The sequence below is a fragment of the Flavobacterium limnophilum genome (assembly GCF_027111315.2).
GTDB classification, from domain to species: Bacteria; Bacteroidota; Bacteroidia; order Flavobacteriales; family Flavobacteriaceae; genus Flavobacterium; species Flavobacterium limnophilum.
The window spans coordinates 1,237,954-1,260,703 of the sequence record NZ_CP114289.2 but is presented as its reverse complement, the minus strand read 5'-3'; the positions used below and the strand labels follow the sequence as shown (position 1 = coordinate 1,260,703).

Here is a 22,750-nt window from a genome sequence, read left to right as displayed (position 1 = left end):
TCTAACTCAAATCTAACTCCCGGGAATTAAAACTTCCTGGGTATAAACAACAAACTAAATGAAGACAAGAATACTATTATTCGTTTTGATGTTTACTGGAGTGTTAAGTTATGCGCAACAAGATGCACAATTCACACAATACATGTACAACACAATCAACATCAATCCTGCTTATGCAGGTTCGAGAGGAACTTTGAGTATGTTTGCCCTGCATCGTACCCAATGGGTTGGACTTGACGGTGCTCCCGTTACCAATACCGTGTCGATGAACACGCCGATAAATGAAAGTAATCTGGGTTTGGGAATATCACTTGTTAACGACAAGATTGGGCCTACTACCGAGAATGCCATCTCGGCCGATTTATCCTATACCCTACAAACTTCGGAAACCTGGAAACTATCCTTCGGAATCAAGGCTACCGCCAATTTGTTTGATTTGGATGCCTCCAAATTGAATGCCGTGGATGCCTCCGACCCGAGTTTGCAGAATTACAGCAAGTTTTCTCCTAACATTGGTGCCGGTCTCTACCTGCATTCCGACAAGGCCTACGTGGGTTTTTCGGTGCCCAATTTTATCGAAACCAATCGCTATGACGACAATGAAGTGGCCATATTCAAGGAAAAAATAAGTTACTACCTTATTGCCGGATACGTGTTTGACCTTGGTGATACCGTAAAATTCAAGCCGGCAATGCTTACCAAAATGGTCGAAGGAGCTCCTCTTCAAGTGGATGTTTCCGGTAATTTTATGTTCTACGACAAATTTATGCTTGGAGTTTCATACCGATGGAGTGCTTCACTTAGCGCAATGGCTGGATTTCAAATCACCGACGGCTTGTATATTGGATATGGGTACGACAAAGAAACCACCAATCTAGACAACTATAATTCCGGTTCGCACGAGATATACCTGCGCTATGAATTATTCAACAACATCAGCAAAATTACCACTCCAAGATTCTTCTAAAAACAATTATTATGAAAAATTTCATTCTCCTTTACATAACGATAATAAGTGTTTTTTCATTTAACTCTTATGCCCAAAAATCGCAAGTCGCCTCGGCAGACAAGAAATATGACAAATTTGCCTACATCGATGCCATCAAAACCTATGAAAGGGTGGCCGAAAAAGGATACAAGTCCGAAGACATGTTCCAAAAACTGGGCAATTCCTATTACTTCAACGGCGAATTGGACAAGGCCGCCAAATGGTATGACGAATTGTTTGCCATGGCTCCAGACCAGCAACCCGAATACCTGTACCGATATGCTCAATCCCTCAAAGCCGTGGGACAAACCGACAAGGCCAACCAGGTGATGGAGCAATTCAACCAGAAAGCAGGAAACGACAACAGGGCCAGTATTTACGGAAAAAACAAAAACTATCTCGACATCATCAAGACCAATTCGGGAAGATACACCATTGAAAATGCCGGAATCAATTCCAAATATTCCGATTATGGAAGTGCCTTCTTCTTGAACAAACTTGTTTTCACCTCGGCAAGGGATACAGGAAGCCTGATGCAAAGAAAACACAAATGGACCAACCAACATTTTACCAATCTCTATGTTTCGGATTTGGGCGAAGAAATGGATCCCGGAAAAGTGGACAAGTTTTCCAAAAAAGTGAAATCGAGATTCCACGAATCCAGCGCCATTTTCTCCAAAGACGGGAAAACAATGTATTTCACCAGAAACAACTTTCTGGACGGCAAAAAAGGAAAAGACGGCAAGGAGATTACCTTGATAAAAATTTACAAAGCCTCTCTTGAAAACGAGGACTGGGACAAAATAACCGAGTTGCCTTTCAACAGCGACTCCTACAGCGTGGCGCATCCTGCCCTTAGTCCTGACGAAAAAACATTGTATTTTGTCTCCGATATGCCCGGAACAATCGGCCAGTCCGATATTTTCAAGGTGCAACTAAACGAGGACGGCAGTTTTGGAACCCCGGAGAATTTAGGAAAGGAAATCAACACCGAAGGAAAGGAAACTTTCCCGTTCTTGACCGATGAAGACGAACTTTATTTTGCCTCGGACGGACATCCAGGATTGGGCGGTTTGGACGTATTCGTGTCCAAAATGAACCCTGACGGAACTTTCGGCGAAATCCAGAATCTGGGAGATGGAGCCAATTCTCCCAAAGACGATTTTGCCTATTTGATTGACACCAAATCCAGAAGAGGATTTGTTTCCTCCAATCGAGGTGGCGGAGAAGGCTATGACGATATTTATAAATTTCTGGAAACCAGAAGAATCAAGTGCGAACAGGAATTGTACGGAACCGTGACGGATTTGGCCACTGGAAAAATACTCCCCGACAGCAAAATCAGCTTGTTCGACAGTGGATTTAATTTGATTAACACCACAGTTACCGATCCTGCAGGAAATTATGTATTTGCCGTAGAATGTGGCAAAACCTATAATGTAAGGGCAACCAAACCCGAATACACCACCAAGGAACTCAAAGTGACCATTGCCAAGAAAAACAATGGCAGAACCAAATTGGACATTGCCCTGGAAAAAGAAAAATGCCAGGTGGCCATTGGCGACGACTTGGGAAAATGTTTTGGAATCAAAATGATTTATTTTGATTTGGACAAATACAACATTCGCCCAGAAGCCGCACTGGACTTGGAAAAAATATTGGACGTCTTGAACCAAAATCCAACCATGAAACTCGACATTCGTTCTCATACCGACAGCCGTGCATCGCATAAATACAATGAAACCTTGTCCGACAACAGGGCCAAATCAACCATCAGCTGGTTGGTCAAAAATGGTGTCGATCCAAGCAGGTTGACCGGAAAAGGATATGGCGAAACTCAATTGGTAAACAAATGCGCTGACGACGTGAAATGCTCCGAAGAGGAACACCAACTCAACAGACGAAGCGAATTTATTATTTCTGCCCTGTAATTTTTGAAATAGATTACTTAAATTAAAACAACTCTTTTTTAAAACCTCGAAAGCATCAACTTTCGAGGTTTTTGTTTTTTGTCTAAAATCGAATTTAATACATATAAGATAAAACATTCAACTTTTAGTACTCAAATATTATTTAAATAATCCTCATTTATAAGACTTAATAACCTGACCTTAAAAACACTTTTAAATTTAAAACACTATTAATCAGTAATTTAAAAACCAGATTATTAGTACAAAAAAATATTCAAAGTTTAATAAAACCTTTAAAAAAAAACAACCAAAAACTACATTTCAACGAGTATTTAGGTAATTGAAAGAGAAAAAAATTAAAACTCGGTAATTATCTATAAATTTGATTATAATTATTAACATTCTGTTGTTAAGTAATTTGGACGCAAAATAAGGATGTTACTTTTAAAAAGTTTAGAGAAAAAACTTTTCATCCTTAATAGAAAGTGTAAAACAGCACTTAAGATTAAACCCATAAAATAAATCAAATCAATAACAATCTAAAGTGTTGTTAAACAGAAACGATTAAGAATTTATTTAAATTAATTTATTTGTGAGTTAAGCCCCAATATCTCACATTAACAATTAGGCAATTCTCGAATACCTAATTTTAGTCAGTTTACCATTATTATTTTTTAACAAAAAAGTTGAAGATTATGAAAAATGGAAATCAATATTACAAAAATAAATAGCGCCCCCAATTTTTGTGTCAATTTTTTTTATGACTAAAAATTTATAATTCCTAATTGATAGCAAATTGCTAAATATATAAAATCAATTTTTCAAATAATGAATTAAAAATAGATTATATGAAAACGAAAATTACCCTCTTTTTACTAGCCATCTTTATGTTTGTTGGTAATTTATACTCACAAGGAGCAGTTCAAGGCGATGATTGTATCACTATTACTGATTGTCCAGGCAACCAAACTAAATGCGCCGATGTCACAAATCAAAATGGTGATCCCGGTGCTATTTTCAATTGGAATTCACCTACAGTCTCACAAAATTGTTCAGGAGTGGGTTCAGGAGCATCCTTCGGAATGTTGTTTGAATTAAACGAACAGTTACTAGGTAAAGATTGTTGGAAATTCAACTATATTTCAAGAGTTGGAGGCAGCGGTGGACATGTAAAATTATTTTCAGGAAGCGACGCTGATGGAGATAAAGATTCTAAAGTTGTCACTCCGTATTTAATAATTGAAGATGACACTGAAGTTTCTATCGATTTACATTATGATAGTGGAAATTATACCGTTCAATTAATTTTGGAAGGTGGTACCGACCCTCAAAACAATGTAGTTTATGGAGATAAAATACTCGCTACTTATCCTGTAACGTCAGGAACAACAACTTATACTTGGGCAGCCAATTTTGACACCCTTGGTCTAGGCTCCGTAACCAACAAAACAGCAATTTATAAATTAAAATTTGTTTTCCATTACACAGGTCCCAAACCTGCAAATGCAAATACAGGAGATACAATTATTGCTGTTAAAGGTTTTTTGTTTGACACGGGTTGTACTGGTGGAGTTGATTTTACGGTAACTGGTCCAAATCCTGGTTTTTATCCTGTTGGATCTCATGATTTGCAATATATTGCAACTTATACAGCTACGGATGGAACCGTAAAAATTAAAACTTGTTCCTTCAATCTAACTGTAAATCCAGTTCCAACAATAACAGGCACTACCCCTGCTTCACGTTGTGGAGAAGGAACAGTTAATCTGGGGGCAACTGCTTCTGCTGGAACTATTAATTGGTATGATTCCCTAAGTGGTGGAACTTCATTAGGTTCCGGAAATACATTTACAACACCAACTATTGCTGCAAATACTACTTATTACGTAGAAGCCACAAGTGCTTTAGGATGTACGACAGCCACAAGAGCACCAATTGTTGCGACTGTTAATATGGCTCCAATTGCAGTATTTTCAGCAGTAAATGATATTACCGTGCCTTGTGGAGAAGCAACTACAAGTGCATTAAGCTATACTAATAATTCCCAAGAATGTCCAATAAATGGTTCTGTTACCTCTACACTAAGTATCCAATCACCTTCTGGTGCATGTGGAGGAATTATTATAGAAAAATGGGAATTTAAAGATTCGTATTCAAGGATCATTACAAAAACAAGAAACATCACCGTAAGCCCTGCTGCATTGCCCACAATGACAGCCCTGGAACCAATAACCGTGGCTTGTGGTGCTTTGCCTGCTGCCAGCACCATTCCTTTCAGCAATGGATTGGGAGGTAATTGTTTAATAAGCGGTACTTCAAATCCTTCCACTTTCTCTACTTCAATATCAGGTTACTGTAAAGGAGAAGTAGTGGAGACGTGGACAGCTACTGATAGTTGTGAAAGACCACTTGCTTCAGTTTCAAGAATTATTACTATTAACGATGCAATCGCCCCGACTTTCACCGCGCCTGCCAACACAGAAATCTTTACTTCTGCAAGCTGCACTTACGATGCTTCCGTGGCAATGACCGGTGACGTGACCAACGAAGCCGATAATTGCTCGACAGGATTGCAAGCCACTTTCTCCGATTCGATGGTAAACGGAACTTGCGAAGGTTCGAAAATTATTACCCGAACTTGGAGTTTGGTGGACAAATGCAGTAACAAAGCTGCCGATCAAATCCAAACCATCACGATTTCCGACAATACGAAACCGACTTTCACCGCGCCTGCCAATATCGAAATCTTTACTTCTGCAAGTTGCACTTACGATGCTTCCGTGGCAATGACTGGTGACGTGACCAACGAGGCCGACAACTGCTCCACTGGATTGCAAGCGACTTACAGCGATTCGATGACTGCCGGAACTTGCGAAGGTTCGAAAATTATTACCCGAACTTGGAGTTTGGTAGACAAATGCAGTAACAAAGCTGAAGATCAAATCCAAACCATCACGATTTCCGACAATACGAAACCAACTTTCACCGCGCCTGCCAACACAGAAATCTTTACTTCTGCAAGTTGCACTTACGATGCTTCCGTGGCAATGACCGGTGACGTGACCAACGAAGCCGATAATTGCTCCACTGGATTGCAAGCGACTTACAGCGATTCGATGACTGCCGGAACTTGCGAAGGTTCGAAAATTATTACCCGAACTTGGAGTTTGGTGGACAAATGCAGTAACAAAGCTGAAGATCAAATCCAAACCATCACGATTTCCGACAATACGAAACCGACTTTCACCGCGCCTGCCAATATCGAAATCTTTACTTCTGCAAGTTGCACTTACGATGCTTCCGTGGCAATGACCGGTGACGTGACCAACGAAGCCGACAACTGCTCCACTGGATTGCAGGCAACTTTCTCCGATTCGATGACTGCCGGAACTTGCGAAGGTTCAACCATTATCACCAGAACTTGGAGTTTGGTAGACAAATGCGGTAATAAAGCGGCCGATCAAATTCAGACTATCACCATTTCTGATAATGTGAAACCAACATTCACCGCACCTGCCAACACAGAAATCTTTACTTCTGCAAGCTGCACTTACGATGCTTCCGTGGCAATGACTGGCGACGTGACCAACGAAGCCGATAATTGCTCCACTGGATTGCAGGCAACTTTCTCCGATTCGATGACTGCCGGAACTTGCGAAGGTTCAACCATTATCACCAGAACCTGGAGCTTGGTGGACAAATGCGGTAATAAAGCGGCCGATCAAATCCAAACCATCACGATTTCCGACAATACGAAACCGACTTTCACCGCGCCTGCCAATATCGAAATCTTTACTTCTGCAAGCTGCACTTACGATGCTTCCGTGGCAATGACTGGCGACGTGACCAACGAAGCCGACAACTGCTCCACTGGATTGCAGGCAACTTTCTCCGATTCGATGGCTGCCGGAACTTGCGAAGGTTCTAAAATTATTACCCGAACTTGGAGTTTGGTAGACAAATGCGGTAATAAAGCGGCCGATCAAATCCAAACCATCACGATTTCCGACAATACGAAACCAACTTTCACCGCGCCTGCCAATATCGAAATCTTTACTTCTGCAAGTTGCACTTACGATGCTTCCGTGGCAATGACCGGTGACGTGACCAACGAGGCCGATAATTGCTCCACTGGATTGCAAGCGACTTACAGCGATTCGATGACTGCCGGAACTTGCGAAGGTTCGAAAATTATTACCCGAACTTGGAGTTTGGTGGACAAATGCAGTAACAAAGCTGCCGATCAAATCCAAACCATCACGATTTCCGACAATACGAAACCGACTTTCACCGCGCCTGCCAATATCGAAATCTTTACTTCTGCAAGTTGCACTTACGATGCTTCCGTGGCAATGACCGGTGACGTGACCAACGAGGCCGATAATTGCTCCACTGGATTGCAAGCGACTTACAGCGATTCGATGACTGCCGGAACTTGCGAAGGTTCGAAAATTATTACCCGAACTTGGAGTTTGGTAGACAAATGCAGTAACAAAGCTGCCGATCAAATCCAAACCATCACGATTTCCGACAATACGAAACCGACTTTCACCGCGCCTGCCAACACAGAAATCTTTACTTCTGCAAGCTGCACTTACGATGCTTCCGTGGCAATGACCGGTGACGTGACCAACGAAGCCGACAACTGCTCCACTGGATTGCAAGCGACTTACAGCGATTCGATGACTGCTGGAACTTGTGAAGGTTCTAAAATTATTACCAGAACTTGGAGCTTGGTTGACAAATGCAATAACAAAGCTGCCGATCAAATCCAAACCATCACGATTTCCGACAATACGAAACCGACTTTCACCGCGCCTGCCAACACCGAAATCTTTACTTCTGCAAGTTGCACTTACGATGCTTCCGTGGCAATGACCGGTGACGTGACCAACGAAGCCGACAACTGCTCCACTGGATTGCAAGCGACTTACAGCGATTCGATGGTAAACGGAACTTGTGAAGGTTCTAAAATTATTACCCGAACCTGGAGCTTGGTTGACAAATGCAATAACAAAGCTGCCGATCAAATCCAAACCATCACGATTTCCGACAATACGAAACCAACTTTCACCGCGCCTGCCAACACAGAAATCTTTACTTCTGCAAGTTGCACTTACGATGCTTCCGTGGCAATGACCGGTGACGTGACCAACGAAGCCGATAATTGCTCGACAGGATTGCAAGCGACTTACAGCGATTCGATGACTGCTGGAACTTGTGAAGGTTCTAAAATTATTACCCGAACCTGGAGCTTGGTTGACAAATGCGGTAATAAGGCCGAAGATCAAATTCAGACTATCACCATTTCTGATAATGTGAAACCAACTTTCACCGCGCCTGCCAACACAGAAATCTTTACTTCTGCAAGCTGCACTTACGATGCTTCCGTGGCAATGACCGGTGACGTGACCAACGAAGCCGACAACTGCTCCACTGGATTGCAGGCAACTTTCTCCGATTCGATGACTGCCGGAACTTGCGAAGGTTCAACCATTATCACCAGAACTTGGAGTTTGGTAGACAAATGCGGTAATAAAGCGGCCGATCAAATTCAGACTATCACCATTTCTGATAATGTGAAACCAACATTCACCGCACCTGCCAACACAGAAATCTTTACTTCTGCAAGCTGCACTTACGATGCTTCCGTGGCAATGACTGGCGACGTGACCAACGAAGCCGATAATTGCTCCACTGGATTGCAGGCAACTTTCTCCGATTCGATGACTGCCGGAACTTGCGAAGGTTCAACCATTATCACCAGAACCTGGAGCTTGGTGGACAAATGCGGTAATAAAGCGGCCGATCAAATCCAAACCATCACGATTTCCGACAATACGAAACCGACTTTCACCGCGCCTGCCAATATCGAAATCTTTACTTCTGCAAGCTGCACTTACGATGCTTCCGTGGCAATGACTGGCGACGTGACCAACGAAGCCGACAACTGCTCCACTGGATTGCAGGCAACTTTCTCCGATTCGATGGCTGCCGGAACTTGCGAAGGTTCTAAAATTATTACCCGAACTTGGAGTTTGGTAGACAAATGCGGTAATAAAGCGGCCGATCAAATTCAGACCATCACGATTTTCGATAAAACTGCACCAACAATTAATACAACTGCTTCCAATATCACCGTAGAATGTGATGGTACAGGAAACAAAGCAGCTATTGCTAATTGGTTAGCCAATAACGGTGGGGCAACTGCAACAGACACTTGTTCAAATGTAACTTGGTCCAATAACTTCAATGCTATTTCGAATGACTGTTCATCTGCTGTAACTGTAGAATTTACGGCAAAAGACAGCTGTGGTAATTCGGCAACAACTTCGGCAACATTCAGTATTCAAGATGTAACACCTCCAGTTGCTCCAGAAAATCCTGCAACTATAAATGTTTCTTGTGCTTCTGAAGTTCCAATGCCAATATCACTTACAGCAATAGATAATTGCAAAGGAGAAATCACCGTGCAAGGTATAGATACCATTGTTCAAGGTAATTGTGCAAATTCATACACTATTACAAGAACCTGGACATTTATTGATGATTGTAGCAATACTTCATTAACCACTCAAACTATCACTGTTGAAGATAAAACAGCACCTGTAATTGCAGCTTTACCAGAAACAAAAACCATCACTTGTCCTGCAACACCTGAGTTCGCTCAAGCTGTAGCGACTGATGCTTGTGGTCCTACTTTCACTTTGACTTTTGAAGATGTGAAAACCAATGATGCTTGTGCCGGTTCTTATTCTGTAACCCGAACTTGGACTGCTACAGATGCTTGCGGCAATGCTTCAACAGCGTCACAAACAATAAACGTTCAAGACAAAACAGCTCCTATTATTGCTGTACCTCCTGCCCGTCTTTCAATCAATTGCCCAGAAACTCCAGTATTTGCAGAAGCGACAGCAATGGATGAATGTGGAAGTCTATTCTCTTTAACTTTCGAAGATGTAAGAACCAACGGCTCTTGTGCAGGTTCCTATTCCGTGACTAGGACTTGGACTGCAATCGATGCTTGTGGAAATACGTCTACTGCAAATCAAACAATAAGAGTTAAAGATGTAACTGCGCCAGTAATTGCGGCTTTACCAGAAACTAAAACCATTTCTTGTCCTGCAACACCAGAGTTCGCTCAAGCCATTGCAACTGATGCTTGTGGTTCAACTTTCTCTTTGACTTTTGAAGATGTTAAAACCAACGGCTCTTGTGCAGGTTCCTATTCCGTAACTAGAACTTGGACTGCTACAGATACTTGTGGTAATGCTTCAACTGCTTCACAAACAATAAATGTGATAGACAATACTCCACCAATTATAGTTTCTTGTTCCAGTGCACAAACTATAGCTGCAAATTCAAGTTGCCAAGCCATAATTCCTGACTTTACCAAAAATGTAACTGCCAGCGATACTTGTACTTCGACCGATACATTAGTTGTTACGCAATCTCCAGCTGCTGGAACTATGGTTCAATCTGGAACTACGATAATAACCTTGACTGTCAAAGACGCTTGCGGCAATGAATCGACTTGTGAAACAAAATTAATTGTAACCAACTTCATTGTTGCAAATGATGATGCGGGATTACCAATAAACAGTTACACTGGAGGAATATCATATATCAATGTATTATCCAACGACTTGCTGAACTGTAAAGCTGTTGACGCTTCACAAGTGGCACTAAGTTTCATCAGTTCAACTAATCCTGGAATAACATTAAGCGGTTCTAATGTAATAGTCGCCGCAGGAACTCCAGCTGGAAGTTATACTTTGACCTATCAAATTTGTGAAATCGCAAATAGTGGAAATTGTGACCAAGCAATTGTCAGCGTTATGGTTACCCAAACTCCTATTGATGCTATTAATGACAACGCAAGTACCTTTGACGGTTTAAATGGTGTTTCAAATATTATTAACGTATTTACGAATGACTTGTTAAACAACGTTGCCGTTAATCCTGCAGAAGTTACTCTTACAACAGTAACACCCAACAACAACCTAATCCTTAATCCAAATGGTTCGGTTGATGTCAAAGCTGGAACACCATCAGGAACCTATACTTTGACCTATCAAATTTGTGAAAAAGCCGATAATGGCAACTGTGACCAAGCCGTGGTTACAATTACGATAGCCCAACCCAGAATGACCAATTCGGCCCCTGTTATAAACAGAACCATCAATTGCGATGCGACAAATTTAGTCATCAATCTTTTGGAAAAAGTAACCATGAACGAAAGCCCGGTTACCTTGACTATGGTGAATCTCTCCTTGACTTCAGGAAGTTATCCAAAAATAACATTGACCAATTTAGGTTCTTTGAATGCCGAAAACGGAATTCCTGTGGGTGAATATAAATTTGCCTATATGGTATGCGACAAACTAAACCCAGACAACTGTGCCGTTGGTTTTGTAAACATCACCGTCCAGGATATTTCTGCTCCAGTAATTGCTGCATTGCCGGCTACCAAAACAATATCTTGTGGCACAGCTCTTGATTTTGCACAAGCCGTGGCCTCCGATAGTTGCAGCTCCGTAACATTGACCTTTGTTGATGCAACCACAAACGGAAATTGTGCCGGTTCCTATTCTGTTACCAGAACCTGGACTGCCAAGGATGCTTCTGGAAATACCACTACAGCCTCTCAAACCATTAATGTAACCGATACCGTCGCTCCTGTCATTGCGGCTTTGCCGGCAGCTTCAACCATCTCTTGCCCTGCCACTCCCGTATTTGCCGTGGCAACCGCAACCGATGCCTGTGGCTCTGCTTTCACTTTGACTTCGACTGACGTGACTACGAACGGTGCTTGTGCCGGTGCTTATTCTGTAACCAGAACTTGGACAGCTACCGATGCTTGTGGAAACAAATCTACCGCTTCACAAACCATCAATGTTCAAGACCTTGTTGGGCCAACGACAGCAACCCTGTTCCCAGCCAGTATCGACGTAGCCTGTGATGCCATTCCAGCCAAACCTGATTTGGTGTTTACCGACAATTGTTCGGCTGTTGCAACGCCTGTTTATACCGAAAAAATCATAAACCAAACCCTGACATCCTATTCCATTGTTAGAGAATGGAACGTGGCCGATACCTGTGGAAATACTTCCAAATTTGTTCAAATTGTAAATGTGACTATTGCCAATGGCGGAGTAACAATCGCAAGTACCGCATGTAATGCTGATTCGTCTCCTATAGACCTTAACACTTTATTGCCCGAAGAAACCCCTACAAATGGCACTTGGATTAACACTGATAATGTCGGAATATTGCAAGGCAGCATATTCTATCCTTTAGATGTTCCTGTAGGCGATTATGTTTTCGAATATAGAATCTCTGGCGGAGATTGTCCAACAATTATCAAAGTCAATATGAATGTAAACTTTGATTGTAAAGTTTTGGGTTGCGAATCTGTTGTTGTCCATAATACAATTACTCCTAATTGGGATGGCGTTAATGACGTGCTTATCATTGATGGTGTAGATGACAATATTTGCTATCCTTCTGGAATTAAAATTGAAATATACAATCGTTGGGGTGTATTAGTTTTTGAAACCGAAAAATACAATAATACAAGTAATGCCTTTGAAGGGTATTCAAAAGGGAGAACAACCATAAAAGAGTCAGCAGGTTTGCCAGCTGGAACTTATTTTTACATCTTGAATTACGAATCCTTTGATGGAAGTGGAAATATTCAAATCATTAAAAAAGACGGGTTTCTGTACCTTGCCAGATAAATCTAACTCAAATCTAACTCCCGGGAATTAAAACTTCCTGGGTATAAACAACAAACTAAATGAAGACAAGAATACTATTATTCGTTTTGATGTTTACTGGAGTGTTAAGTTATGCGCAACAAGATGCACAATTCACACAATACATGTACAACACAATCAACATCAATCCTGCTTATGCAGGTTCGAGAGGAACTTTGAGTATGTTTGCCCTGCATCGTACCCAATGGGTTGGACTTGACGGTGCTCCCGTTACCAATACCGTGTCGATGAACACGCCGATAAATGAAAGTAATCTGGGTTTGGGAATATCACTTGTTAACGACAAGATTGGGCCTACTACCGAGAATGCCATCTCGGCCGATTTATCCTATACCCTACAAACTTCGGAAACCTGGAAACTATCCTTCGGAATCAAGGCTACCGCCAATTTGTTTGATTTGGATGCCTCCAAATTGAATGCCGTGGATGCCTCCGACCCGAGTTTGCAGAATTACAGCAAGTTTTCCCCAAACATTGGTGCCGGTCTCTACCTGCATTCCGACAAGGCCTACGTGGGTTTTTCGGTGCCCAATTTTATCGAAACCAATCGCTATGACGACAATGAAGTGGCCATATTCAAGGAAAAAATAAGTTACTACCTCATTGCCGGATACGTGTTTGACCTTGGTGATACCGTAAAATTCAAGCCGGCACTGCTCACCAAAATGGTCGAAGGAGCTCCTCTTCAAGTGGATGTTTCCGGTAATTTTATGTTCTACGACAAATTTATGCTTGGAGTTTCATACCGATGGAGCGCTTCAATTAGCGCCATGGCAGGGTTTCAAATCACCGACGGCTTGTATATTGGATATGGGTACGACAAGGAAACCACCAATCTAGACAACTATAATTCCGGTTCGCACGAGATATTCCTGCGTTATGAATTATTTAACAACATCAGCAAAATCACCACTCCAAGATTCTTCTAAAAACAATTATTATGAAAAATTTTATACTCCTTTACATAACGATAATAAGTGTTTTTTCATTTAACTCTTATGCCCAAAAATCGCAAGTCGCCTCGGCAGACAAGAAATATGACAAATTTGCCTACATCGATGCCATCAAAACCTATGAAAGGGTGGCCGAAAAAGGATACAAGTCCGAAGACATGTTCCAAAAACTGGGCAATTCCTATTACTTCAACGGCGAATTGGACAAGGCCGCCAAATGGTATGACGAATTGTTCACCTTGGCTCCAGATCAGCAACCCGAATACCTGTACCGATATGCTCAATCCCTCAAAGCCGTGGGACAAACCGACAAGGCCAACCAGGTGATGGAGCAATTCAACCAGAAAGCAGGAAACGACAACAGGGCCAGTATTTACGGAAAAAACAAAAACTATCTCGACATCATCAAGACCAATTCGGGAAGATACACCATTGAAAATGCCGGAATCAATTCCAAATATTCCGATTATGGAAGTGCCTTCTTCTTGAACAAACTTGTTTTCACCTCGGCAAGGGATACAGGAAGCCTGATGCAAAGAAAACACAAATGGACCAACCAACATTTTACCAATCTCTATGTTTCGGATTTGGGCGAAGAAATGAATCCCGGAAAAGTGGACAAGTTCTCCAAAAAAGTGAAATCGAGATTCCACGAATCAAGCGCCATTTTCTCCAAAGACGGGAAAACAATGTATTTCACCAGAAACAACTTTCTGGACGGCAAAAAAGGAAAAGACGGCAAGGAGATTACCTTGATAAAAATTTACAAAGCCTCTTTTGAAAACGAGGACTGGGACAAAATAACCGAGTTGCCTTTCAACAGCGACTCCTACAGCGTGGCGCATCCTGCCCTTAGTCCTGACGAAAAAACATTGTATTTTGTCTCCGATATGCCCGGAACAATTGGCCAGTCCGATATTTTCAAGGTGCAACTAAACGAGGACGGCAGTTTTGGAACCCCGGAGAATTTAGGAAAGGAAATCAACACCGAAGGAAAGGAAACCTTCCCGTTCTTGACCGATGAAAACGAACTTTATTTTGCCTCGGACGGACATCCAGGATTGGGTGGTTTGGACGTATTCGTGTCCAAAATGAACCTCGACGGCAGTTTCGGCGAAATCCAGAATCTGGGAGATGGAGCCAATTCTCCCAAAGACGATTTTGCCTACCTGATTGACACCAAATCCAGAAGAGGATTTGTTTCCTCCAATCGAGGTGGCGGAGAAGGCTATGACGATATTTATAAATTTCTGGAAACCAGAAGAATCAAGTGCGAACAGGAATTGTACGGAACCGTGACGGATTTGGCCACTGGAAAAATACTCCCCGACAGCAAAATCAGCTTGTTCGACAGTGGATTTAATTTGATTAACACCACAGTTACCGATCCTGCAGGAAATTATGTATTTGCCGTAGAATGTGGCAAAACCTATAATGTAAGGGCAACCAAACCCGAATACACCACCAAGGAACTCAAAGTGACCATTGCCAAGAAAAACAATGGCAGAACCAAATTGGACATTGCCCTGGAAAAAGAAAAATGCCAGGTGGCCATTGGCGACGACTTGGGAAAATGTTTTGGAATCAAAATGATTTATTTTGATTTGGACAAATACAACATTCGCCCAGAAGCCGCACTGGACTTGGAAAAAATATTGGACGTCTTGAACCAAAATCCAACCATGAAACTCGACATTCGTTCTCATACCGACAGCCGTGCATCGCATAAATACAATGAAACCTTGTCCGACAACAGGGCAAAATCAACCATCAGCTGGTTGGTCAAAAATGGTGTCGATCCAAGCAGGTTAACAGGAAAAGGATATGGCGAAACTCAATTGGTAAACAAATGCGCTGACGACGTGAAATGCTCCGAAGAGGAACACCAACTCAACAGACGAAGCGAATTTATTATTTCTGATTTATGATAATTTTAGAAAATAAAAAAATAACCCTTGGAAGTTTCCTTCCAAGGGTTGTTTTTTTTTTGAATGCAAAATGATTTCCTTATATTTTTACAAAAATATTGGTATAATATTTTTTACCTTCCGCATTTATTCTAATTGAAATTCCAAAGTGTGTATAGTCACCTTCTATGCACTTTTTATGAGTTGGGCTATGCAGCCAAGCAATAAGGGCAGCTTGAGGGGTACCGAAATTATAAGCAATATTTTCTCCCACTCTTTTAGCGCCCAAAGTCTCAATGATATTTTGTGACCGACTACTAAAATAATCATGGTTAACCACATTGTTAACTATCATATAATTGTCGTGTTCTTCTGATTTGAGTGAAGCATAATTATTCTTTTCCAATGGTTTTAACCCCATACCCACACGATGTGAATTTATAAGTGCCAATGTCTCGTTCTCTATGGAATTGTATGTATAAGCGGAAACTGTTGGGGGCAATGATGTTGAATTATCCTCTATTGTTGGACTATCGGAAGAACAAGAATTAAAAATAAAAGCAACAGTAAACAGTAATAATAATCTAGAAAATTTAAGCTTCATAAAAATAAAAAAAAATTAAATCTAAAGTAGATTTTAGACAAGCTAGTTAAAAATTGGTAATTGATTGAATCCGTTTTAATTGTAAAGCTAATCTAAATTATTTACCAAAGAAAGACCAAATTTCATCGATGAACTACACATAATTTTAATTTTTGAATATAATTTTCTTATATAATTTAATATTTTAAAAACAGACAATTAAAATAAAAATAAAAACTGCCTCTATTTAGAGGCAGCTACTAAACTAAAATCAAAAAAATTACTTATATTTTTGCAAAGATATTGGTGTAATATTTTTTCCCATCTGCACTAACTCTTATAGAAAGTCCAAAATGTGTAAAATTGCCTTCTATGTTTTGTTTGTGACTTGGACTTTTCAACCAAGCTTCTAAAGCTGCTTTTGGAGAATTATAGTTGTAGGCAATGTTTTCGCTTACGTTTTTAGCTCCTAATACTCTCATAATGTTTTCTGAACGAGAAACAAAATCATTATGGTTAACCACGTTGTTGGCTATCATATAGTGATCATGTTCTTCAGATTTATAAGAAATATGGTTAATTTCTTTCAATTCATTTAATCCAATACTCACTCTATAAGTATTTATCAGATTCATAGTCTCAATTTCTGTTGAATTATAAGTATAACTCATTACTTGCTGGGTAGAAACTGTAGAAGTAGCATCTTCTGAACTGTCAGATGAACATGAATTCATTGTGAATATTACTGCAACTAGCAATAATATGCGAAGTAATTTTGTTTTCATAATAAAAAGTAGATTAAACTTAAAGTAGATTGTGGGGCAAACTTCTTTAGTGTTGTTATTATTAAGAACTTCTGTTATTTGTTTTATAAATGTACGACAAACATCGTTTAAAACACAAATAAAATCGATTAAATACACAAATTAAAAAAATAAAACATACATTTCTTACACACATTAGCAAATTAAAAATTAAAATCCTAACTGCATTCCTAAGCAAAAGTATTGTCAGAAAAAAAATTAAATGAATTAAGGCACGACACTAAAGAACAAAATCACTTAAAAGCAAAAAAAAGCCCTCGAATTTTCGAGGGCTTTATATAAATATTAAGGTTTACAAGAAATGCTACATCTTTATAAATTTCAAAACTTTCTCAAATTGCTCTTGTTTTGAAATATTGGAATTGTCAAATTCCAAGGCATCTTTTGCTTTTACAAGTGGCGAATCGTCTCGATGGGTATCGATATAATCGCGTTCTTCGATATTCTTTAAAACATCTTCTAAAGACGAAATGGTATCTCCTTTTTCTTTTAATTCCTTGAAACGTCTTTCCGCTCGAGTATTTGCACTGGCATTCATGAATATTTTGAGTTCGGCTTCCGGAAAAACAACCGTTCCAATATCTCTGCCGTCCATAACTATGCCTTTACTTTTCCCCATTTCTTGTTGTTGTTCTACCAATTTTGAACGAACTTCGGGTATTTCGGCCACTTTACTCACATAATTGGAAACCTCGAGCGTTCGAATTTCCTGTTCCACATTGGTTTCATTCAAATACATTTCCGAGAATCCCAAATCGGGATTGAATTGAAACACCAATTTGATGAAAGGAAGACTATTGACAAGAGATTCTTTGTCAAAAAATTCTTTGCCGATGTATCCGTTTTGCATTGCAAAGAAGGCCACGGCACGATACATGGCTCCCGTATCAACATAGACATATCCTAAATGTTTGGCTAATTCTTTGGCCAAAGTGCTCTTGCCCGTCGATGAAAATCCGTCTATTGCTATGATAATTTTTTTTTCCAAAATAGTATTATTGTAAGTTTACGGTTAAGCCAAACAAACTTGTGTTAGCTGCCAATGTGTATCTCGAATACGAATAGTTAAATTTCAATTTATTGAGTTTCAATCCAAATCCTATCGAAATACCTGAAAAATTCCTTTGTTCCAAAATTAGTAATTCTTCGGCTCTTCTGAAATTATATCCCAATCTAATATTGAATGATTTTTTTGGGAAAAGTTCCGCCCCAAAAACGACGTGTCGCAAAGCATTGCCAAACACAGACACTTTTTCCTCACTGGAAGTTCCGTCAAGAGAGGTTTGTGCTTGGTTAGGATTGGTAAAAGAAATATTCCATTGCTGCAAATTATCCAAGGTAAGATGCCAACGCAGCGGAACATTTTCTAATTCTTGCGATACACCTGCCATAATTTCCAATGGCAATTTTTCGTTTATACCATTGTAGGTTGTAAACTGTGTTCCAATATTTCGAACCACCAAAGCCCAATTGACATCATTGGCTTCATCTATAAAAAGTGCTCCTAAATCGACAGCACCTCCAAAGGAATTATAACTCTCCAAAGTAGAAGAAATCAGTTTTCCATTGGCTCCCAAAAACAAATTCGTATAAGGAACATTATAGGCATATCCGAAAGAAAGGGCAATTTCACTACCGGTAAATTGTGATGTGGCTTCTCCGTTTTCATCATAACCATCAAATTTTCCGTAATTCACATAATTGATTCCCACTTGAAAAGTTTGTAAATGGCGGTCATACGTATAAGCATAAGAAGCCGTTCCGTAAGCAACTTCTCCAAAATAGCTACCATAATTCAATGCCAGCTGATTGTCCATTTCCGGGTTAATGGTGGCCGGATTAAAATGGGCTTGATTGACGTCGTTATCATAAATAGTAATCGTTTTTCCGCCCAAAGCTGCTTGTCTAGGCGAAGTGACCAAATTTAAAAACTGATAGGTGTACTTACCTCCTATTTGACCGTAGGACACGGTGCAAAACGAGAATAAAAGAAATAATAAAAGTTTTTTTGGCATACTTAAAAGGACTATTCGGTATTGTAAAACGCAAATGCGAAGATAAAATTATAATGACATAAATTCTTGTTTTCTTGTCGAAGTTTCAAAACGATTTTTTTGGCTAAAATAAAAATTCCATCCCGAAGTTTCAGGATGGAATTGATTTGAATTAAAAAGCAGTGTTTATAATGCTTTTGCGTTTTTCACCTTTTGGTCGGTGATGGCAATTTTCAGGACATCACTCATTTCCTTGACATAATGAAAAGTCAATCCTTCGATATATTCTGGTTTTATTTCGTCTATATCGCTTTTGTTTTCGTGGCAAAGGATAATTTCCTTGATGTTAGCTCTTTTGGCGGCCAAAATCTTTTCTTTTATTCCGCCTACTGGCAATACTTTTCCACGTAATGTAATTTCGCCCGTCATGGCCAATCCTTTCTTCACTTTCTTTTGCGTAAGCACCGAAACCAAAGAAGTCAACATCGCGATTCCTGCACTTGGGCCGTCTTTTGGAGTAGCTCCCTCGGGAACGTGCAAGTGAATATTGTATTTGGACAAAATTTCTGGATTTATGCCTACTAATTCCGCATTGGCTTTAATATATTCCAAAGCTATCGTTGCCGATTCTTTCATCACGTTTCCTAAATTCCCCGTAATAGTCATCGCCCCTTTTCCTTGAGAAATCAAGGATTCGATAAAGAGAATATCGCCGCCAACGCTTGTCCAGGCAAGTCCTGTTACCACCCCGGCAACATCATTGCTTTCGTATTTGTCTCTCTCCAACCTTGGAATTCCAAGTACTTTCACTATGTCTTCGTCGGTCACTTTCTTGTTGTACTCCTCCTCCATTGCAATGGATTTGGCGGCATTTCGAATCACTTGCGCAATTTTTGCTTCCAAACCACGAACCCCGGATTCACGAGTATATCCTTCGACTATTTTTTCCAATTGTTTTTTTCCAATAGACAAATGTTTGGCCGTTAGACCGTGTTCTTTCAATTGTCTCGGAAATAAATGTTGACGGGCTATTTCCACTTTTTCTTCAATCGTGTAACCCGACATTTTGATGATTTCCATTCTATCTCGCAAGGCAGGCTGAATTTCAGACATATTATTGGAAGTGGCAATGAACATCACTTTCGATAAATCGTACCCCATTTCCAAGAAATTGTCATAGAACGAACTGTTTTGTTCCGGATCCAAAACTTCCAACAATGCCGAAGACGGATCGCCTTGATGGCTATTGGACAATTTGTCTATTTCGTCCAAAACAAAAACCGGATTGGAAGTTCCCGCTTTTTTCAAGCTTTGTATGATTCTTCCCGGCATGGCACCAATATAGGTTTTTCTGTGTCCACGGATTTCCGCTTCGTCGCGCAAACCACCAAGAGATATTCTCACATATTCCCTTCCCAAAGCTTCGGCAACTGATTTTCCAATGGAGGTTTTACCAACTCCCGGAGGTCCCGTCAAACAAATAATTGGCGACTTCATGTCATTTCGCAATTTCAAGACGGCCAAATGTTCTATCATTCTTTTCTTGACGTCTTCCAAACCAAAGTGATCTCTGTCGAGAATTTTTTGAGCACGTTTCAAATCGAAATTGTCTTTGGAATATTCGTTCCAAGGCAAATCCAAAAACAACTCCAAATAATTCCTTTGGATACCAAAATCAGGCGCTTGCGGATTCATTCGACGCATTTTTGACAATTCTTTTTCGAAATGTTTCTGCGTGGTTTCGTCCCATTTCTTGGTTTTGGCCTTGACGCTCATTTCGTCCATTTCCTCTTCTTGTGAAACGCCACCCAATTCTTCCTGAATGGTTTTCATTTGTTGGTGAAGGAAATATTCGCGTTGCTGTTGGTCTAAATCGAAACGAACTTTAGACTGGATGTCATTTTTTAATTCGAGTTTTTGCAACTCCAAATTCATGTACCGAAGCGTTTCCAATGCTCGCTCTTTCAAGGAATTTATCGACAACAGGTTTTGTTTTTCCTCCACGGATAAATTCATGTTGGAAGTCACAAAATTGACCAAAAACGATTGACTTTCAATATTTTTGATGGCAAAGGTGGCTTCGCTCGGGATATTCGGGTTTTCCTTAATAATTTGGATAGCCAACTCTTTGACAGAATCAAGAATCGCCAAGAATTCGGTGTCCTTTTTTCCGGGTCTTTTTTCGGACACTTCCTTGATACTTGCCGTGATGTAAGGAATTTCAGAAACTATGGATTCTATTTGGAAACGTTTTTTTCCTTGAAGAATAACGGTAACATTACCATCAGGCATTTTCAGGACGCGCAAAATTCGGGCTACAGTTCCTATTTTGTGAATGTCATTTTTGGAAGGATCTTCAACTTCTTCGTTCTTTTGAGCCACAACTCCAATGATTTTTCCAGCCGCATAAGCGTCATTGATCAATTTTATGGATTTATCGCGTCCTGCGGTGATTGGAATGACAACTCCGGGAAACAAAACCATATTTCGCAAGGGCAAAATAGGCAATGAATCCGGCAATTCTTCGTTGTTCATTTCCTCCTCGTCTTCGGGAGTCAATAAAGGAATTAATTCGGTTTCCGTATCAAATTCTTGAAGTGACAGATTGTCAAGAGTGCGTATTTTATGATTTGACATATTCTATTTTAAGTCTTTTTGTCATTAATAGATTCATTGAATAACAAATATAAGACATCAGATTAATAAATTTCAATAAAATCAATCTAATCCACCCAATATTCGCTTGACCTTGAAAAGTGACAATCATCATGCCAAAAAAAATCCGCCAAAAAGTAGCGGATTAAAAATTTATTCGATTATTAACTAATAAGAAACGCTAAAAGTTCCATCCGTAATGTTATGTGTTTCACTTACTATAAATGAATTTGCGGTGAACTTGAAAGTTCCTACTATTTTTTTATTCACTTTGTCATGGCTTGTAATAGTAACAGAGCCATCTCCACCAAATATTCCACTTCCATCGGCATTATTATTTTTTATGTATTGTCCCCTGAAATCAGTGTCAAGCCAACTATAATTATATGTCCCTGGTGCAATCGTGTTAGGAAAAACCAATCCTATGTTTTCTATAGTTCCTCTTCTTCCAACAATAGTTATAAAACCCGAAGAACTTAAACCATTAATATATGTTGGGGTAAAAGCCACTCCATCCATTTTTGCTGAAAAACTATTATTATTTGGTGTCACAACGACATCTTTGGTAAATGGGATATCCGTAAAAGAACCTCTTGTGAATTTTTTTGTTTCGATACTTGTGCTTCCTCCTACGGGGTCTTTGTATCTAAATCCTGTAAATTCAAAAGTTCCCGACATTTTACCATTGACAACATCTATTTTAGAAATAGTAATTTTAGCAGTATCTGTATATCCTGCAAATTCAGGACCACTAACTGAATTTTTATCCGCTGATATGAATGCCATTGCACCAGCTGGTGGATTATAAGCCAATGCCATAACACCTGCTGCCGCACTAACCTCTTTCCAAGTATAAGTTCCAACTTCATTGAATGGAGCCGGTAATGTTATTTGCACTAATTCTCCTGTTGATGTTTTTAATCCAGAAATGGATATGTAATCGTTATTTACTAACGCTTGAACAGTAGTGGCAACGAAAGTTTTTCCGTCAAAATCTACCTTAAAAACTCCTGCAGAAGTATTAGTTCCTGGATTTGGATTAGTGCCAATCAAAGCGGGATCTAGGGGTTCTATCTCACAAGAATTCAAACAAAATGTTGCAATTATAACCAAGGGCAAAATAAAAATTCTAAATCTTCTCATAATTAGTTGTTTTA

The 22,750-nt window shown here is 39.9% G+C and carries 11 protein-coding genes; 5 read left to right on the top strand and 6 right to left on the bottom strand.

Going from position 1 to position 22,750, the window contains the following annotated elements; translation table 11 throughout:
* The first annotated feature begins 58 nt into the window (after nt 1-58).
* The 5 genes from OZP13_RS05100 (at nt 59) to OZP13_RS05080 (ending at nt 15,558) form a co-directional block, all read left to right on the top strand.
* The gene (locus tag OZP13_RS05100) at nt 59-967 is read left to right on the top strand and encodes a PorP/SprF family type IX secretion system membrane protein (RefSeq protein WP_281298883.1); all 909 of its coding nucleotides are present in this window, start codon (nt 59-61) and stop codon (nt 965-967) included.
* Nucleotides 968-978: 11 nt separating this feature from the next.
* Nucleotides 979-2,919, top strand: a complete 1,941-nt coding sequence (locus OZP13_RS05095; protein WP_281298882.1) for an OmpA family protein — start codon at nt 979-981, stop codon at nt 2,917-2,919.
* Nucleotides 2,920-3,746: 827 nt separating this feature from the next.
* A complete protein-coding gene (locus tag OZP13_RS05090; RefSeq protein ID WP_281298881.1) occupies nt 3,747-12,638 on the top strand; it encodes a T9SS type B sorting domain-containing protein in 8,892 nt (2,963 codons plus the stop codon).
* A 59-nt stretch (nt 12,639-12,697) separates the two neighbouring features.
* Nucleotides 12,698-13,606, top strand: a complete 909-nt coding sequence (locus OZP13_RS05085) for a PorP/SprF family type IX secretion system membrane protein (protein ID WP_269242748.1) — start codon at nt 12,698-12,700, stop codon at nt 13,604-13,606.
* An 11-nt stretch (nt 13,607-13,617) separates the two neighbouring features.
* Nucleotides 13,618-15,558, top strand: coding sequence for an OmpA family protein (locus OZP13_RS05080; RefSeq protein ID WP_281298880.1), 1,941 nt, complete (start codon nt 13,618-13,620; stop codon nt 15,556-15,558).
* A gap of 79 nt (nt 15,559-15,637) precedes the next feature.
* On the opposite strand, the gene OZP13_RS05075 is transcribed toward OZP13_RS05080, so the two are convergent.
* From OZP13_RS05075 to OZP13_RS05050, 6 genes are all read right to left on the bottom strand, one after another.
* Nucleotides 15,638-16,141: a CAP domain-containing protein gene (locus OZP13_RS05075; RefSeq protein ID WP_269243606.1), complete on the bottom strand. Its 504-nt coding sequence runs from the start codon at nt 16,139-16,141 to the stop codon at nt 15,638-15,640.
* Nucleotides 16,142-16,404: 263 nt separating this feature from the next.
* Nucleotides 16,405-16,905 carry a CAP domain-containing protein gene (locus OZP13_RS05070; protein ID WP_281298879.1) on the bottom strand — a complete coding sequence of 167 codons (501 nt, stop codon included), beginning with the start codon at nt 16,903-16,905 and terminating at the stop codon, nt 16,405-16,407.
* Between the two features lie 343 nt (nt 16,906-17,248).
* Nucleotides 17,249-17,932 (bottom strand): (d)CMP kinase, encoded by a 684-nt coding sequence (gene cmk, locus OZP13_RS05065; protein WP_281298878.1) that lies wholly within the window; start codon nt 17,930-17,932, stop codon nt 17,249-17,251.
* 7 nt (nt 17,933-17,939) lie between these two features.
* The gene (gene porQ / locus OZP13_RS05060) at nt 17,940-18,959 is read right to left on the bottom strand and encodes a type IX secretion system protein PorQ (RefSeq protein ID WP_269242747.1); all 1,020 of its coding nucleotides are present in this window, start codon (nt 18,957-18,959) and stop codon (nt 17,940-17,942) included.
* 165 nt (nt 18,960-19,124) lie between these two features.
* Nucleotides 19,125-21,575 (bottom strand): endopeptidase La, encoded by a 2,451-nt coding sequence (gene lon, locus OZP13_RS05055; RefSeq protein WP_281298877.1) that lies wholly within the window; start codon nt 21,573-21,575, stop codon nt 19,125-19,127.
* Nucleotides 21,576-21,761: 186 nt separating this feature from the next.
* Nucleotides 21,762-22,736, bottom strand: a complete 975-nt coding sequence (locus OZP13_RS05050; protein WP_281298876.1) for a DUF6252 domain-containing protein — start codon at nt 22,734-22,736, stop codon at nt 21,762-21,764.
* Nucleotides 22,737-22,750 lie beyond the last annotated feature (14 nt).

What these genes read in the sequence shown, in the direction of transcription:
- OZP13_RS05100 (WP_281298883.1), top strand. Translation starts at nt 59, where the DNA reads ATGAAGACAAGAATACTATTATTCGTTTTGATGTTTACTGGAGTGTTA.
- OZP13_RS05095 (WP_281298882.1), top strand. Translation starts at nt 979, where the DNA reads ATGAAAAATTTCATTCTCCTTTACATAACGATAATAAGTGTTTTTTCA.
- OZP13_RS05090 (WP_281298881.1), top strand. Translation starts at nt 3,747, where the DNA reads ATGAAAACGAAAATTACCCTCTTTTTACTAGCCATCTTTATGTTTGTT.
- OZP13_RS05085 (WP_269242748.1), top strand. Translation starts at nt 12,698, where the DNA reads ATGAAGACAAGAATACTATTATTCGTTTTGATGTTTACTGGAGTGTTA.
- OZP13_RS05080 (WP_281298880.1), top strand. Translation starts at nt 13,618, where the DNA reads ATGAAAAATTTTATACTCCTTTACATAACGATAATAAGTGTTTTTTCA.
- OZP13_RS05075 (WP_269243606.1), bottom strand. Translation starts at nt 16,141, where the DNA reads ATGAAGCTTAAATTTTCTAGATTATTATTACTGTTTACTGTTGCTTTT.
- OZP13_RS05070 (WP_281298879.1), bottom strand. Translation starts at nt 16,905, where the DNA reads ATGAAAACAAAATTACTTCGCATATTATTGCTAGTTGCAGTAATATTC.
- porQ (WP_269242747.1), bottom strand. Translation starts at nt 18,959, where the DNA reads ATGCCAAAAAAACTTTTATTATTTCTTTTATTCTCGTTTTGCACCGTG.
- lon (WP_281298877.1), bottom strand. Translation starts at nt 21,575, where the DNA reads ATGTCAAATCATAAAATACGCACTCTTGACAATCTGTCACTTCAAGAA.
- OZP13_RS05050 (WP_281298876.1), bottom strand. Translation starts at nt 22,736, where the DNA reads ATGAGAAGATTTAGAATTTTTATTTTGCCCTTGGTTATAATTGCAACA.